Source organism: Mesorhizobium sp. M3A.F.Ca.ET.175.01.1.1 (assembly GCF_004791945.1).
Lineage (GTDB): Bacteria > Pseudomonadota > Alphaproteobacteria > Rhizobiales > Rhizobiaceae > Mesorhizobium.
This window is the reverse complement of sequence record NZ_SRTP01000020.1, coordinates 60,520-75,507: the sequence shown is the minus strand read 5'-3', so window position 1 is coordinate 75,507 and position 14,988 is coordinate 60,520. Positions and strand designations below refer to the sequence as shown.

Below are 14,988 nucleotides of genomic sequence, written 5' to 3'. Positions count from 1 at the left end.
GGCTGATCTCCACTGAGGTTGCGCCCTTTGGCGGCATCAAGCAGTCGGGAATAGGCCGTGAAGGTTCGAAATACGGAATCGATCATTATACTGAAATGAAGTATATTTGCCTGAGCGTGTAATTGTCGCTAAATTCCGCGTGAGAAGTGCCCATCTTTATCTGACGTTATAGTCATCAGCATGATCGGGCCAGAGCCGCGCAAGCTTGAGCGATTAATAGAAGTTGCAGGGCCAACGTAACCGGCCTCGGCAACTTGCCAAGCTGGGACCGATCATACACCGACGGGCTGGTGATGCTCCAGTCCCATAAAGCAGCCGTGCGGTTTACAGCATGACTCTTGTCCCGAATTCAAAGACGGCAAAGCCACGGAGGCGCGGCGTCGCCGTCGTTGAAGAACTGCACCGTCAAGCGGGTCGTCATTGCATGGCGGGGCGATTGACGAAGTGCGACGGCAAGGTGTTCGATGAGGAGGTATCACTGTGATTGTGGCTCAGACGGCTGACTATAGAAGGTGGAAATCGCGCCTCAGTCAGCATACCAGAGGGCAATGGCGGTAAATGTCAACGATCTGACCGAAACTGTCAACGCGATTCGCGTAGCACGATCTAACTATGCTCGATAGGGCGCGTGTGAATTGCCATCGCGCGCGAGCACCGCCCGGGCAGCCCACCTGGCCGACGAGGGAAGGAATTGCTGGAACACATACCGCTAATAATACCAGTACTGATTACAGGGTTGGCAATATTACTGTGTTGAAGCAGTTGGAAGTCTCCTTGTCGCTTGGCGCGGTGATTCTCGGTCATACCGTGGCTTGGCTGCCTGTAGTTGTTAGGCTGATATACGCGCGACCGCAACGGTTCGACCGACGCCTGGAGAAAAGCAAGTTTAGATTGGGGGCAGAGCTGCACCAATGCATATGTGGTCCATGATGCGTGCAGGCTTCACGCCCGAGATCACCGCGTTGGAGCGATTACTATAAAAGTGACGTTGGGCATCGCAGGAGTCGCGTTAGCGTTCTTAAGGTTTGGGGTAGGTGGGGAAACTACCGTTGAGCCCAGCTCCAGCGACGCGACAGCATCGCCCGTTAAGCAAGTTTACGTTCGATGAGTGCCCCGTACGGGCACCACACCGAGCCGACCATCAGTCATGCAGCGGTCTGAAATGGCTAAGACGGATTTCACGTTCTCAATCCCGCTTCGCGTCCGCTGGGCGGAGGTTGATGCACAGGGAGTCGTCTTCAACGCAAACTACGTCAACTATTTCAGTCTCGCATTGTGGGAGTACATGCGGGCACTCAGGGTCCGTCTCGTGGATCGTGAAGATCATATTGATTTCCACACCGTCAAGATCAGTGCTGAGCTCAAGGCCCCCCTCCATTTCGATGACGATGTGGAGATTTTCGCCCGCGCATCCTGGACCGGACGGACGAGCCTTGCCTTCGCCCTCGAGATCTACCCTAGGGACGGTGAGACTTTGCTCAGCTCGGGCGAGATCGTTTGGGTGAGTTTCGACCGGACCACTTATCGGCCGGCGCCTATCCCCCAAGCTTTGGTTGATTTGCTGCGCGGTAGAGAAGGGGAGCGCATGCGGGTCAAGCCTTTCCTGCCGAAGGATTAGACGAGTCATGAAGGCGAATTGCCGGACGGTGCAAGCGGGGGTGAAGCTGATCACGCTCGACGGCTCGCGCCTGAACCTACTTTCTTTCGACTTTCGCGCTGTTGCCCGGAGTGCTAGGCGACAGGACGGTCGAGACGCTCATGGAGACGCTTAGCTACTACAGCTTCTCCAACAGTCGTGTTGGCTGGAGATTTGGACCGACCGCCGCGCTCGGGTTGTGGGAACCTTCCCGGACGGCCAGAGCTGCCAGAACCGGATAGCTGGACGGTGCAGGCACATCGCCGGCAGCCAGTGGTCCGCCCGAAGATAATGACGATCGACCCGCTCCACCGGAGCAGATCTCGGCCCACGGAGAAGCCGCCGCCCGAGAAAAAGCGAAAGTGTCTGGACCTAACCGGTAGAATCCTCATGGTTAACCCAAAATACCAAGAAATAGGCAGGCAGCCCTGCTACCCTCGACGCTCAGAATCGCTGCGAAGCGCAAGCTCGTGTGGAGGGGGCGATGAGCGCGGCGCTTGAACGCCTAACCGCGTTTCTGTTCGAACTTCAGTTCGAGGACCTACCGAAAACGGTCGTCGCGCAAGCCGAGCGCTGTCTCATCGACCTGCTTGGCACCGCTGCCGCCGGCGCGCTCACTCCTGCGTCTCAAATTGCTCGTGACTTCTCGGCCACATTTCTCGCCGCCGGTGCTGGAACCTTAGGAGCAAGTCTCTTATTCGACGGACGTCGATGCAGCGCGGTCGGCGCGTCGCTGGCCGGCGGCATCACAATCGATGCCATCGATGCACATGATGGTCATCGTCTGGTGAAAGGGCATGTCGGATGCGCCGTGCTTCCGGCGCTTCTCGCGCTGATTCAGGACTTAGTCGTGACGCCCACCGGCCGCGAGTTTCTCACGCTGTTGGTGCAAGGCTACGAGATCGGCACCCGCGCGGGGATTGCACAGCATGCGAGCACCTCCGATTTCCATTCATCGGGATCCTGGAACTCCATCACCTGCGCCGCACTGGGAGCGCGCCTGATGCGTCTAGGCCAGGAGAAGCTTCGGCATGCGCTTGGGATTGCTGAGTATTACGGTCCGCGCAGTCCCATGATGCGCATGGTGGCTCATCCGACCATGGTGAAAGACGGTTCCGGTTGGGGCGCAATGGTTGGTGTCTCTGCCGCCCACCTTGCGCGGCAGGGCTTTACGGGCGCCCCGGCCGCCATAATCGAGAGCGAAGAGGCGGGGGCGCTTTGGGCCGATCTGGGCGTGTGCTGGCGCATCGAGGAGCAGTATTTCAAGCCATATCCGGTATGCCGTTGGGCGCATCCGGCGATTGATGCCGCGCTCGATCTGAAGCACCGGCACGCGCTTACGCCACAACAGATCGAGCGGGTTGAGATCCGAACATTTGCCGCGGCCGTCGCCCTCGGCTCGCGGGTGCCGACCGAGACCGATGCCGCGCAGTATTCCACAGCCTTCCCCGTCGCCGCCGCGCTGGCCCACGGGCAGGTGGGCACCGAAGAAATCACCGGACGTGGTTTGACCGACCCGCTCACCGCCGCCCTGCAAAAGCGCATTGTACTGGTGGAGCACGGACCCTACAGCAACGTGTTTCCGGCGGAGCGATGGGCTGAGGTCGTCGTCACCACGACGGACGGACGCCGGCTAGCTTCAGATCCAGCGACACCACGCGGTGACCCGGAATGTCCGCTCCGGACCGATGAGTTACGTTCTAAGTATCGCGCGCTGGCTAGCACTTCGCTTGAGGCCGGCAGAATGACACGTATTGAAGATGCTGTGTTCGGTCTCGCCGACGGGACAAGTGGATTGTGCGAGATACTCCAGGAGCTTTTTCGTCCACCAGACTGCCAATCACGGCTAAGCTAGGGACGTCGTGCTGTAGCTCGTCCCACCACCGGCTTTCCGAGCACTGCCGTCATCAGACTTTGCCCGACCGGTGAGAACCGCGGCAGTGTTGGCCTGAGCAGCGTTGGGCATCGGGCCGAGACTGCCTGCCCACCGCGTGGCGCAACTCGGGGCCTATCCGCTCTCCTGCTCGATGCCATGAGGCGGGTGATCCGCCTCAGAATCTCGTCGGCGACGGCGCTTCATTCTTCCATCCTTCGGCGTTACCTTGATGACTTCGCGTCGGGAGAGGGCGCTGGTGGACTTCACCTTCGCCTCGGATATCCCAGTGCTTGGGGGGCAAATCGCCCGCCCTCGCTTCCGCCTCGAGCTCGCATCCTAGGGCAAAACGGCAATATCAAGTGTCGATGGCGGCAGATGTCAAAAAAGTGGCTGAACGTGTCAATGCGATCCTAATCGCGCGGTCTAATCTCGACCGATGGAGCTCGTGTTAAACTGGTTTTGCGAGCGCCGTCATATGTAGATCGCTTTGCTGGAGAATGCTTGATGTTGGGTGCCCCTCACTACAAACTATTTGGTCGGGCTGCGGTCATCTATTTAGACAATCCTCCGGTGAATGCGATCACTGCCGTTGCTCGTGCACGGTTGAAAATTCTGATCGAGCGGTTTGCGACGAGCAAAGGCATCGATGCGATCATTCTGACGGGCGCAGGGCCGGAATTCTCTTCTGGAACTGACATTTCAAGATGCTCAGGGAAGACAGACTTTAGCGGCTTGCCGGAACTGATAACCGCGATTAAGGCGTCTGCGGTCCCCATTGTCGCGGCTCTTGAGGGTCGTGCTATTGGGGAGGCTCTGTCCATAGCGCTCGCCTGCCACGCGCGGGTTGCGACACCGAGCGTACAGCTTGCGTTTCCCGAGGCGACATGGGGGCTTGTTCCTTCAGGTGCCGCCGCTCTTCATCTGAGTGAATTGGCAGGATTGCAATGCGCCCTTGAAATGATCGTCGGGGGGAAGAACATTACCGGAAATGCCGCGCACGCGCTCGGAGTGGTTGATGAACTGGTCAGCAGCCGTGAAGCGTTGGTGGATGAGGCAATTCGGGTCGGGACGGATCGCAGTCCGAGGCGTTCAAAAAGCCCAACTGAGAAAAGTCGGCAGGATATCATTGAGGATTTCAAGCAATCGTTTCCAGCTTCCTTGAAGGCGCCGGCTGGGAAACTGGCTATGGAATGCGTCATGGGAGCCCAGTCAACTTCCCTCGAAGAAAACATCGCCATTGAAAACCGACACAACGAAAAGCTGCTCGCGGAAGCCGAGACAATAGCACTATTACATGCAAGCAAGGTCGAGCTTGCAACTGATCTGCCTCATATCCGGTCTGGGTCCGACACCATAAGTCTTCCGAAATGCGTTGCAGTGGTGGGCTTCGGCTTCATGGGTCGCGGAATTGCTATCAGCTTTGCGACAGGCGGCTTGAAGGTGTTGGTTCACGATCAAGCTGGAGATCGGCTAGCCGAGGGCCTTGAGGCCGTTGGTGCGTCGCTGAAATCCATGGTTCGGCGTGGTCGAATATCTCAGGAGCAGGCCGAGATTGCACGCAACAATATCATAGCGATTGGCGATATGGAGGCGTTAGATGAGGCCGATCTGGTTGTCGAAGCGGTCTCCGAAGACCTTGAACTAAAGAAAAGGATCTTCGCCAAGCTAGACAGCATATGTCCAAACAACACGACTTTGGTCACAAATACATCATCGCTTGATATCGATGAGATTGCAGCTGCAACAGGGCGGCCGAAAAACATTGCTGGGATGCATTTCTTCAGCCCTGCTCATCTCCTAAAGCTGGTTGAAATAGTTTCAGGCAGGGAGACAGCGGAAGGGACTATTGAGCAACTGAGAGTTGTTTCCAAGCACATTGGTAAGATCGGGGTGGTTGTCGGCAACCAGTTCGCGTTTGTAGCTAACAAACTACTTGCCGGGTACCAACGCGAAGCACTCTTTCTGTTGGAAGAGGGCGCCCTTCCGGAACAGGTCGACAGAGTGCTTCAAGAGTTTGGGTTCGCGATGGGGCCATTCGTGATGAACGACATGGCCGGAAACGATATCAGCTATCATGTAAGGCAGGCGGCGTCATATCCCGCCGGAATGCGTTATCCGCACGTCGCGGACCGGATCTACGAAGCTGGCCGCTATGGTCAGAAAACAAACAAAGGTTGGTACAGATATGAGCCGGGACAGCGCGAGGCGCATCCGGACATCGAGGTCGCGGCGTTGATCGAGTCGACATCCTCCGAGCTCGGGTTCAAAAGACGGAACATCTCCGATGACGAGATACTGCAAAGATGCCTGCTGCCTGTGGTTAACGACGCAGCTTGGCTGCTCGGTGACGGCATAGCGAGGAGTTCCGGAGACATCGATGTCGTTTGGATGAATGGGCTGGGCTTTCCACGTCGCAAGGGAGGTCCAATGTTCTGGGCCGATCATTTGGGTCCAAAACGAGTCTACGAGCGGGTCATCGAATTTCGAGAAGAACACGGCCCGGTGCTATGGGAGCCTGCCCCTCTACTGGCATTCCTTGCCAAGAGCGGTATGCGATTTGCGGATGTCAGGTGAAAGATGCGAACGGTAGCTATCGTTTCAACAGCTCGGACTCCCGTCGGCAGAGCGTACAAGGGAGCGCTGCGCGCGGTTCATCCCGTTTCGCTGGCTGCGCACGCTATTTCCCACGCTGTCGCGCGTGCTGGAATTGAACCTGGTCAAGTCGAAGACGCGATCATTGGATGCGCACTGCCTGAAGCCGCCGCGGGACGAAATATTGCCCGGCTGTCGTCAATCCGCGCAGGTCTGCCGACCTCGGTTGCGGCTGCAACTGTAAACCGAGAGTGTGCCTCCGGGCTGCAGGCAATCGCTCAGGTTGCTCATCGCATCGCCTGTGGAGAGATTGACATCGGTGTTGCGGGGGGGGTGGACTCAATTAGCCTTGTGGATAACGAGCAGATACGTCAAGGCTGGATCTCCGAGCCATGGCTCAAAACCCACAAGCCCGAAATCTACATGCCCATGCTCCATACCGCTGAAGTCGTCGCTCAGCGATACGGGATCAGACGGGAAGATCAGGACGCTTATGCGGCGCAAAGCCAACGTCGCGCTTCGGCCGCGCGGGAAGCAGGTCGATTCAGCAGCGAGATCGCGCCGATCACCATAGATGACGAACTGTACCCTGCAGGTTCGGCAAGCGTCGATAAAGATGAAGGCATCCGGCCTGGCACAACCGAGCAAACCTTGAGCGGACTTAAGCCGATCCTCGGAAGTGAGTACACGGTTACGGCCGGAAACGCCTGCCAGATGTCTGATGGCGCATCAGCATGCGTTCTAGCTGACGCGGATTACGCGGCGCGATCGGGGCTCCCCGTCCTGGGCATTTTTCGGGGATACTCGGTCGTTGGATGCGAGCCGAACGAGATGGGATTAGGACCGATATTCGCGGTGCCGCCACTGCTTAGGAAGGCGGGCTTGGCAACCAGCGATATCGACCTATGGGAGCTCAACGAGGCCTTCGCTGCCCAGGTTCTCCCCTGTCAGCATCGATTGGAGATTCCCTCTGAACGGTTGAACGTGAACGGTGGCGCGATTGCCCTTGGACATCCATACGGAATGACAGGTGCTCGCCTGACTGGCCACGGAGTTATTGAGTTGTCCCGACGAGGTGGCAAATACCTTGTCGTCACAATGTGTGTTGGTGGTGGTATGGGGGCGGGCGCATTGTTTGAAGCCGGGAGTGGTCGCGATGCCCGAAAGAATTGACCTTTTTGACCCATTTGCCTCAATCGACATTCCGGTCAGGGAATGGGTTAACAGCGGAATGGCCTGGGTCACGTCAAACTATCGTGAGGTGTTCCAGTCTATCAAGGTTCCGTTTCAGCTTCTTCTCAACGCCGTGGAACAAGCATTGCTGAGCTGTCCGCCAACTGTTTTGCTCGTGGTTGTCGGGTTGGTCGCGTGGCAGACAGGTGGGGCTGGCGTGGCGGTAGCGGTGGTCATGCCGTTGATCGTGATCGGCCTCATCGGCGCGTGGATAGAGGCGATGACGACGCTATCACTCGTCGTAAGCTGCGTTCTCGCATGCCTTATCATCGGCATTCCTCTCGGAATCCTCATGTCGCGTAGTGACAAGGTCCAAGCCGGCATGAGGCCTGTTTTGGATCTCATGCAAACGATCCCCTCATTCGTTTATCTGGTGCCAGTTGTGATGCTGTTTGGCATTGGCAAGGTCCCGGGTGCGATCGTTACGATGATATATGCGCTCCCCCCGGTGATCAGACTGACAAACTTTGGCATTCGTGAGGTCAGTCACGATCTCGTTGAAGCCGCTCGTGCGTTCGGAGCGAATGATTGGCAGGTCCTGTTTAAGGTTCAGTTGCCACAGGCGCGGCCGGCCATAATGACTGGCGTCAATCAGACAATCATGCTTGCCCTGTCGATGGTGGTTGTTTCTTCGATGATCTCTGTTCCAGGGCTGGGGCAACTCGTGTTGAGCGGTATAGGCCGCTTAGATCTCGGCCAGGCAACCGTTGGGGGTTTTGGAATTGTGATGCTGGCGATTGCGATCGACCGCCTATCACAGTCGTTTGCGCAGACGACCAGACAGCGTGTTGGCGCCACAGGGCCAGGATCGCGGCCTCTCGCGATCCTGAGCTTCCTGTTCCGTGGAACAAAATGAACAACAATAAGCAGATCTCAAGGAGGATGAAATGATCACGTCAGTTTTGAAAAAATTGGCAACCGCCGTTGCGGTGTTCACCGTCGCGCTCGCACCCGGCGTTTTGGCTCAAGATCTCCCAGGAAAAGGGATAGTAGTCCGACAGATTAAAGGCGAAGATTACACCTCGGTGTTCCAACACCTGATTGTTCAGCATGGGCTAGAAGCACTCGGCTATACGGTTGAGGAGCCTCAGATAGCGAACTATCCCACAATTCACATCGCTGTAGCAAACGGCGACGTCGATTACACGGTGCACCATTGGCAACCCCTTCATGACGCGTTCTTCGAGAATGCTGGTGGCGATAAGGTAATGACGCGGCTAGGAAACTTCACGCCCAACGTGAAGCAGGGATATCTTATCGACAAACGCACAGCTGACAAATACAGCATATCGAACATCGGGCAGCTCTCTGACCCGAAGCTTGCAGCACTTTTCGATAGTGATGGTGACGGGAAGGCCAATCTCGTGGGATGCAACCCAGGTTGGGGATGCGAGCGGATAATTGAGCATCATATGACGACCTATAAATTGCGGGATACAATCCATCATGACCAGGGCGAGTACTTTGCTCTGGTGGCTGATATGCTGGAAAGGTACAAGAATGGTCAATCAATTGTGTACTATACGTGGTCGCCAAATTGGCTGAATAATCGTCTGAAGCCTGGAACGGATGTCGTTTGGCTCAGCGTGCCCTTCTCTGCAAGCCCCGACGACCCGAACGCGAACACGGAATCTCCGGACGGCACGAACACTGGATTTGCCCCTAATACGATTCGTGTACTCGCGAACAATCAGTTTTTGGACAAAAATCCCGCAGCCAGGAAATTCTTCGAACTCGCCACGGTGCCAGTCGCGGACATTGAAGCTGAGAACAGCCTCATTGAACAAGGCGAGAAGTCTCCCGAGGATATTGAGCGCCACACGCAAGATTGGCTCAAGGCAAACCGCGCTGCGTTCGACGGCTGGGTAAGCGAGGCGCTGAAAGCAGCCAAGCCATAGAGGCCAGCACCACCAAGGCGCCTTTGTCCCCCACGCTTGGTTTAGGACCTCGAAATTGTCAGTCAAGAAGATTGAGTTCAAAAACGTCTGGAAGGTCTACGCGGCGCGCGAAGGCGATGCGCTGGAGGAGATAAAACGATCACGTCTGTGCGGCGCCCCGGCACCCCCATATGTCGTGGGCGTCGAAGACGTTAGCTTCGACATAAATGAAGGCGAGATATTTTGTATCATCGGCCTTTCCGGAAGCGGGAAATCCACCCTGCTGCGCCACATTAACGGCCTGATTAGGCCCACCGCCGGAGAGGTTATTATTAATGGGGTATCTATCAAAGAGCTGAGCGACGCACGTCTGCTGCAATTGCGTTCGCAAAAGATTGGCATGGTCTTCCAGCATGTCGCACTACTGCCGAACCGAACGGTGACGGAGAATGTCGCGCTGGGCCTGGAAATACGCGGGGTCAAGAGGGCGGAGCGGCGTCAGCTTGCCCAAGAGGCGCTGGAACGGGTTCACCTGCCACAGTGGGGCGCGTTCTATCCGGACGAGCTGTCCGGTGGAATGCAGCAGCGTGTGGGTCTAGCGCGCGCCTTGGTAACAGATCCGGAAATTCTGCTGATGGACGAACCGTTCAGCGCGTTGGATCCCATTATCAGAAGGCAGCTACAGGATCAGTTCATAGAGATCTCGGCAAAAGCGACAAAAACCACTGTATTCATCACTCATGACATTGAGGAGGCCGCGCGTTTAGGTGATCGCATTGCGATCATGAACAAAGGAAAGGTGGAACAGATCGGTACGCCGCAGGATATTCTACTGAGACCTGCGACACCCTACGTTCGAGAATTCGTGAGCCATGTCACCCTCTTGGACAAGTTGGTTGCCGGCGACATCATGCAATCAAACTCGGAGATCGTCCATTCCGCAAATGTCGCCTGTGATGGCGGTTCTATCGACGCCGAAACGCCAGTGGCAGAGGTCATACGAAGGGGTATCTCTGGAACTGGAACGCTTCTCGTTTCGAGAGGCGGTACGAACGTCGGCATGATTGGTCGTGAGGAAATTCTGACATTTCTCACAATGCGCCCTGACACGGACCGTTAAGCGTTGTGGGTTTGCAATGGCCTCGCATCGCATCAATGGAGTTTCGCTAAGGAGACGTCGATGCGTGGTTCGTAGTCGCGCACGCGCGGCGCCAGCGTATTAGTCTAGCCAGCCGAACGTTCTTTCGACCATCCAACGCCTGAGCAGCGCCTTGAAGCCGGCCTCGGTATCGATACGGCGCATCACTTCGATGACGAAATCGTAGCCCATAATCACAATTCGATCGCGCAGGCAATCAACCGGACTCTTACGCGGCATGGGAGCCACACATGACAAAACCCTTTGATTGTGGAAATGGACCTCGCCAGGACGAGTTTTTATGCTTGGTGCGAAAGAAGTCGAGCGCGTTCTGGCCAAGTACGATGAGGTTCTAAAGGAACGGAGCTCGATCTCATCGCGATGTTGACTGGCAATACCGCTGTTGCCGATTTGCTTTCGGCAACGCCCCAACAGGCTATCCATGACGATTTGACCGCCCTGGCCACGGAATTTGTTCGCAGGCTCGCAGCCGATGCAGCGCATCGTTCCGATGAAAGCGCCCGTGAGGCGGCTTCGCTCACGGCGCCGACCGAGGGCCCGCATGGGTACACAGCCCTAAAAGCGCGAGATCTGCAAAGCGATTGCCTGCGAATTGAAGACTGGGCGGGTCAGGTTGCAGGGCCAACCTATCTGGAGGAACGCTTCGGCATACCGCGATCGAGATTGCATTGGTGGCAACGGCACAACGACGTGGTCGCATTGCGGAAAGCGCCGCAAGCACGTGTCCCCTTGGCTCAGTTCGTCGACGGCAGGCCTGCGGCGGGGATACGACAAGTGCTCTCAGTGTTTGCCAATCCCAGACTGGCGTGGCTTTGGGTGACCTCTCCTTCACCGCGGCTTGACGGCCGAATTCCCATAGAAATGCTGAGACAAGATCTGGCTGCAGAAGTCATCTTGGCCGCGCGAGACTTTTCCTCGACATAAGCCCAACTGAACCTCCTGGGAAAATTGTATGAGCGGTGCGGGCGCGGCTTCGCACTGAGCGTTCTATCCGTAATATGTGCAAGTTGTCCAGTCTGCGTTGTTTGTATAGTTTGCACGACCTGTGCAGTATAAATGAGGTATTTGTGACATAATAGCAACTTCTACATATATCATGTCGAATGATCGCCACGAAACTTGGACTATTTTATACGTCGGATAACGTTAAGCTGCGAAGAAGCAGCGCGAGCGCACCTTTTTCGATCGCGGGGACCGGGTGGGGATGCTCTCTTCCAGCAAATATACCCTGGCCCATTTTTCAACTTTTGAGTGGAGATCAAAATGAACATCAAGAGCCTTCTTCTCGGCTCCGCTGCGGCACTGGTCGCAGTTTCCGGTGCGCGCGCCGCCGACGCCGTCGTCGTCGCCGAGCCGGAACCCGCTGAATACGTCCGAATCTGTGACGTCTACGGCGCTGGCTACTTCTACATCCCCGGCACCGAGACCTGCCTGCGCATCGGCGGCTATGTCCGCTACGACATCGGCGTCGGCGACGTCGGCACATTCACCGGTGCGGGGACCGTCGACGTCGAGGACGGCGACGATCAGGATACCTACTGGAAGCGTGCTCGCTTCACGCTGAAGACCTCGACCGGCCAGGAAACCGAGCTCGGCACGTTGAAGACGTACACCGAGACCCGCTTCAACTTCCGCAACACCCAAGGCGATACATCTCCGTACCTCAACGAAGCCGGCAACACGGGCGTTTCGCTGCCCTACGCCTGGATCCAGCTCGGTGGGCTGCGCGTCGGTAAGGACGACTCGGCCTTCGATACGTTCAGCGGCTACGCCGGCAACGTCCTCAACGATACGCTGGTTCCCTACGGTGGCTTCGACACCAACGTCGTCCAGTACTATTTCGACGCCGGCAACGGCTTCTCCGCCGTCGTCTCGCTCGAACAAGGTTACGGCGCCTTCACGATCGACAGCTACGTCCCGCATGTCGTCGGCGGTGTGAAGTGGACGCAGGGCTGGGGCGCGATCACCGGCGTCATTGCTTACGACAGCAACTATGAAGAAGTCGCCGGCAAGGTTCGCCTCGACGTCACCCCGATGGAGAACCTGTCGCTGTTCATCATGGCCGGCTACGGCACGGACGACAACTACACGGATGGCGGCTTCGCAATCCCCGCCGGCGGCCGCGGCATGTACAAGCTGTGGAGCGGCAATTGGGCAGTCTGGGGCGGTGGCACCTACACCGTCAACGAGAAGACCTCGTTCAACACCCAGATCTCCTATGACGAAGGTGAGAATCTCGGCGTCGTGGCGAACATCGCCTACGATATCGTCCCCGGCCTGACGATCACGGCCGAAGCCAGCTACTTCCATCTTGGTGATGAGACCGTCAGCAACTGGACCGGTGCCGATGACGACGACAACTTCGGCGGCCTCCTCCGCTTCCAGCGCTCGTTCTGACGGATCGAAGCATTTAACCATAGCGCCCGTCGCATAATTGCGTGCGCTAGACTCGCCCGGCCGGCGTTGGCTCGGCGGGATGCCCAAAAAAGGGCTCATCGGCGGCTCCTTCCGAAGTGCTTAGGTCCGCGCCTCCGGGATCGAAGCCTGCCGCCGATGCGAAGGGCGCCCTTGACCAAGGCGCCCTTCATTCTAGAGCGTCGAGCATTCTGACTGAATCGAAGGGGTCGCCGTCGTGTAGCGACGACCTACTGTCAGAAAAACTGGATTTGAATCTCACGTCGGGGGATGTCGTTGTCTACAGAGCGGTACAGCGGCTGACGTCGATGCGCTTCTCGTAGTCGCGGACGAGGCGGCGCCATCTTGTCATCCAGCCGAAGGTGCGCTCGACAACCCAGCGGCGGGCCAGACTTCGAAGTCCTTCTGGTCGTCGGATCTGCGGATGATCTCTACCACGAAGTCCAGATAGGCTGCCTTGTCCATGAGCTTCAGCTGATCGCAGGCGTCATCGGCGAACAGATGCTTCACCCAGGGCCAGCGCTTGCGGATACCATCCAAGATCGCCTGAGCGCCGGCGCTGTCCGAGATATCGGCCGGCGTTAGGTTGACCATCAACAGGCGTCCATCCGTATCGACGGCGATATGGCGCTTGCGTCCGACGATCTTCCGGCGTCGGTAACCCCTTGTTCCAGCTTGCGGAGCCTTCACCGACTGGCTGTCAATCACCGCCGCCGTTGTGCTCGCCTCGCGCCCAGCCCGCTCACGATCCAGCATCAGAGCCACGTTGTGGATGATCTAGTACAGAAACCGCCGCGCCAGCTCGCGAAACCACCCATAGACCGTCTGCCAGGGCCCGAAATGAATCGGCAGCATCCGCCAGCCGCACCCCGAGCGAACCAGGTAACGCACCGCATGGATCACCTCGCGAAAATCAACCTCACGCGGACGCCCACGCGCCGCGGCTTGGGCATCGGCGGCGCGAACTGCTCCCACTCCTCGTCGGTCAAATCAGACGGGTAGCGCTTGGTCTTCTTGGCGATCTGGGCCATCCGGCCACGGCTCTGCTCTGTCCACATCCAACGCTTGAATCATACCCCAGCCTCAGACCGATTCAAAACAGCCTCTAAGAGACTAATCACGCCGACGAGAGCCGACCTGTGCGACCTCAGGCATTGGCGAGCGCCTGTTCTCGCCAATGCACTCGGTATGCCTTTGGGGGCATACCCGTCCAGCGAGTGAAAGCTCGAACAAATGCGCTGACCTCCGAGTAGCCCAAGATCATGGCGATGTCGGCAAGACCGTAATCAGATTTCTCCAGTAGATCGGTCGAGACGGCTTTCCGCTTGGCGTCGACTAAATCACGCAACATTAGTCCCTGTTCGTCCAGGCGACGTTGAAGCGTTCGTGTGGTCATGCCCAGTTGCTTAGCAATCCAGTCGATTCGGGGAGCCCTACCCAGCAGCAGAGCTTGGTCAATCTGCGCGCCTACGAGCGAAGCCAGATCAGCAGAGTAGGTGTCTCGTGATATAAGGCTCTCTGCCTGGTCCCGCAGAATGCCCAACAACTGCGGGTCTGCGTTGGCGACAGGATGTTCCAACACCCTGCTGTCGAAAAGAATCGAACTGGAACCCTGTTCGAAATGAACTGGCGATTGAAAAACCTCCCGGTAATCCTCGATAGCGGCCAAGGGAGTATGCGTGAACTGCACGCTAATCGGGCGCCAGGTACGGCTTGATAGCGTGCGTATTATCTGCATGCCCCAGGCGAGCGCCAGTTCAACATCCTGTCTGCATTCAGCGACGCCGGGGGCGATAACTGTATAAGTCAACTCCGCAGTCCCTTCTGTTCCCCTAATGAGGTCGAATCGACAACCGTCGGCACGAAGTTTGAAATACCGCACAAATGTCCGTAGAGCGTCTCCCACATCCTTTGAGTTCAGCATCATGTAGCCGATGATCTCAAGGTCATAAATACTATAGGTGCGGCCGAGGTTAAGGCCAAACGCCGGCTCGGAAATTTCTCGCGCGGCAAACTCCATAAGAGCGATACACTCGCAGAGGAATACACGCTTACCGTCAACTTGAAATTTCGAAAGGTCAAACCCAGTACGCGCATCACGTGCTGGGATCGCAACGCCGTGATCGCGCATATGGGCCAAGACCGGTTTGCAGACGCGCATTGGAATAGTGGGCAGCTTCAGAACCGCGGTCGTCATGAT

At 57.2% G+C, this 14,988-nt stretch carries 11 protein-coding genes and 2 pseudogenes; 10 read left to right on the top strand and 3 right to left on the bottom strand.

Annotation, left to right across the window (positions count from 1 at the left end):
* The 8 genes from EN818_RS28955 to EN818_RS28920 all read left to right on the top strand — a co-directional run.
* A partial coding sequence (locus tag EN818_RS28955; protein WP_128363623.1) for an aldehyde dehydrogenase family protein occupies positions 1-122 on the top strand: 122 nt, incomplete at its 5' end.
* Between the two features lie 1,040 nt (positions 123-1,162).
* Positions 1,163-1,618 carry a thioesterase family protein gene (locus tag EN818_RS28950; RefSeq protein WP_165778568.1) on the top strand — a complete coding sequence of 152 codons (456 nt, stop codon included), beginning with the start codon at positions 1,163-1,165 and terminating at the stop codon, positions 1,616-1,618.
* 502 nt (positions 1,619-2,120) lie between these two features.
* Positions 2,121-3,491: an MmgE/PrpD family protein gene (locus tag EN818_RS28945; RefSeq protein WP_128363937.1), complete on the top strand. Its 1,371-nt coding sequence runs from the start codon at positions 2,121-2,123 to the stop codon at positions 3,489-3,491.
* Positions 3,492-4,016: 525 nt separating this feature from the next.
* Positions 4,017-6,086, top strand: a complete 2,070-nt coding sequence (locus tag EN818_RS28940) for a 3-hydroxyacyl-CoA dehydrogenase NAD-binding domain-containing protein (protein ID WP_095521166.1) — start codon at positions 4,017-4,019, stop codon at positions 6,084-6,086.
* Positions 6,087-6,089: 3 nt separating this feature from the next.
* The gene (locus tag EN818_RS28935; RefSeq protein ID WP_095521167.1) at positions 6,090-7,277 is read left to right on the top strand and encodes an acetyl-CoA C-acyltransferase; all 1,188 of its coding nucleotides are present in this window, start codon (positions 6,090-6,092) and stop codon (positions 7,275-7,277) included.
* Positions 7,261-8,193, top strand: a complete 933-nt coding sequence (locus tag EN818_RS28930) for an ABC transporter permease subunit (RefSeq protein WP_095521168.1) — start codon at positions 7,261-7,263, stop codon at positions 8,191-8,193. The genes EN818_RS28935 and EN818_RS28930 overlap by 17 nt, the downstream gene beginning before the upstream one ends.
* A 31-nt stretch (positions 8,194-8,224) precedes the next feature.
* Positions 8,225-9,235, top strand: a complete 1,011-nt coding sequence (proX, locus tag EN818_RS28925; protein ID WP_095521169.1) for a glycine betaine/L-proline ABC transporter substrate-binding protein ProX — start codon at positions 8,225-8,227, stop codon at positions 9,233-9,235.
* A 55-nt stretch (positions 9,236-9,290) separates the two neighbouring features.
* A complete protein-coding gene (locus EN818_RS28920; protein ID WP_095521170.1) occupies positions 9,291-10,334 on the top strand; it encodes a betaine/proline/choline family ABC transporter ATP-binding protein in 1,044 nt (347 codons plus the stop codon).
* Between the two features lie 32 nt (positions 10,335-10,366).
* Here EN818_RS28920 and EN818_RS33925 read toward each other — a convergent pair.
* Positions 10,367-10,535, bottom strand: a pseudogene (locus tag EN818_RS33925) (IS5/IS1182 family transposase); the annotation flags it as partial.
* A 198-nt stretch (positions 10,536-10,733) separates the two neighbouring features.
* On the opposite strand from EN818_RS33925, the gene EN818_RS28910 reads away from it, so the two are divergent.
* Together EN818_RS28910 and EN818_RS28905 are read left to right on the top strand one after the other, a co-directional pair.
* The gene (locus EN818_RS28910) at positions 10,734-11,297 is read left to right on the top strand and encodes an antitoxin Xre/MbcA/ParS toxin-binding domain-containing protein (protein WP_108722859.1); all 564 of its coding nucleotides are present in this window, start codon (positions 10,734-10,736) and stop codon (positions 11,295-11,297) included.
* A 339-nt stretch (positions 11,298-11,636) separates the two neighbouring features.
* The gene (locus tag EN818_RS28905; protein WP_095521269.1) at positions 11,637-12,770 is read left to right on the top strand and encodes a porin; all 1,134 of its coding nucleotides are present in this window, start codon (positions 11,637-11,639) and stop codon (positions 12,768-12,770) included.
* A gap of 298 nt (positions 12,771-13,068) precedes the next feature.
* Here the strand turns inward: EN818_RS28905 and EN818_RS28900 are convergent.
* Together EN818_RS28900 and EN818_RS28895 are read right to left on the bottom strand one after the other, a co-directional pair.
* A pseudogene (locus EN818_RS28900) lies at positions 13,069-13,846 on the bottom strand (IS5 family transposase).
* A gap of 89 nt (positions 13,847-13,935) precedes the next feature.
* Positions 13,936-14,985, bottom strand: coding sequence for an AraC family transcriptional regulator (locus EN818_RS28895; protein ID WP_095521171.1), 1,050 nt, complete (start codon positions 14,983-14,985; stop codon positions 13,936-13,938).
* Between the last annotated feature and the right edge of the window lie 3 nt (positions 14,986-14,988).

Excerpts from the sequence above, each read along its gene's own strand:
- EN818_RS28935 (WP_095521167.1), top strand. The coding sequence starts at position 6,090 with ATGCGAACGGTAGCTATCGTTTCAACAGCTCGGACTCCCGTCGGCAGA.
- EN818_RS28940 (WP_095521166.1), top strand. The coding sequence starts at position 4,017 with ATGTTGGGTGCCCCTCACTACAAACTATTTGGTCGGGCTGCGGTCATC.
- EN818_RS28945 (WP_128363937.1), top strand. The coding sequence starts at position 2,121 with ATGAGCGCGGCGCTTGAACGCCTAACCGCGTTTCTGTTCGAACTTCAG.
- EN818_RS28930 (WP_095521168.1), top strand. The coding sequence starts at position 7,261 with ATGCCCGAAAGAATTGACCTTTTTGACCCATTTGCCTCAATCGACATT.
- proX (WP_095521169.1), top strand. The coding sequence starts at position 8,225 with ATGATCACGTCAGTTTTGAAAAAATTGGCAACCGCCGTTGCGGTGTTC.
- EN818_RS28905 (WP_095521269.1), top strand. The coding sequence starts at position 11,637 with ATGAACATCAAGAGCCTTCTTCTCGGCTCCGCTGCGGCACTGGTCGCA.
- EN818_RS28895 (WP_095521171.1), bottom strand. The coding sequence starts at position 14,985 with ATGACGACCGCGGTTCTGAAGCTGCCCACTATTCCAATGCGCGTCTGC.
- EN818_RS28910 (WP_108722859.1), top strand. The coding sequence starts at position 10,734 with ATGTTGACTGGCAATACCGCTGTTGCCGATTTGCTTTCGGCAACGCCC.
- EN818_RS28950 (WP_165778568.1), top strand. The coding sequence starts at position 1,163 with ATGGCTAAGACGGATTTCACGTTCTCAATCCCGCTTCGCGTCCGCTGG.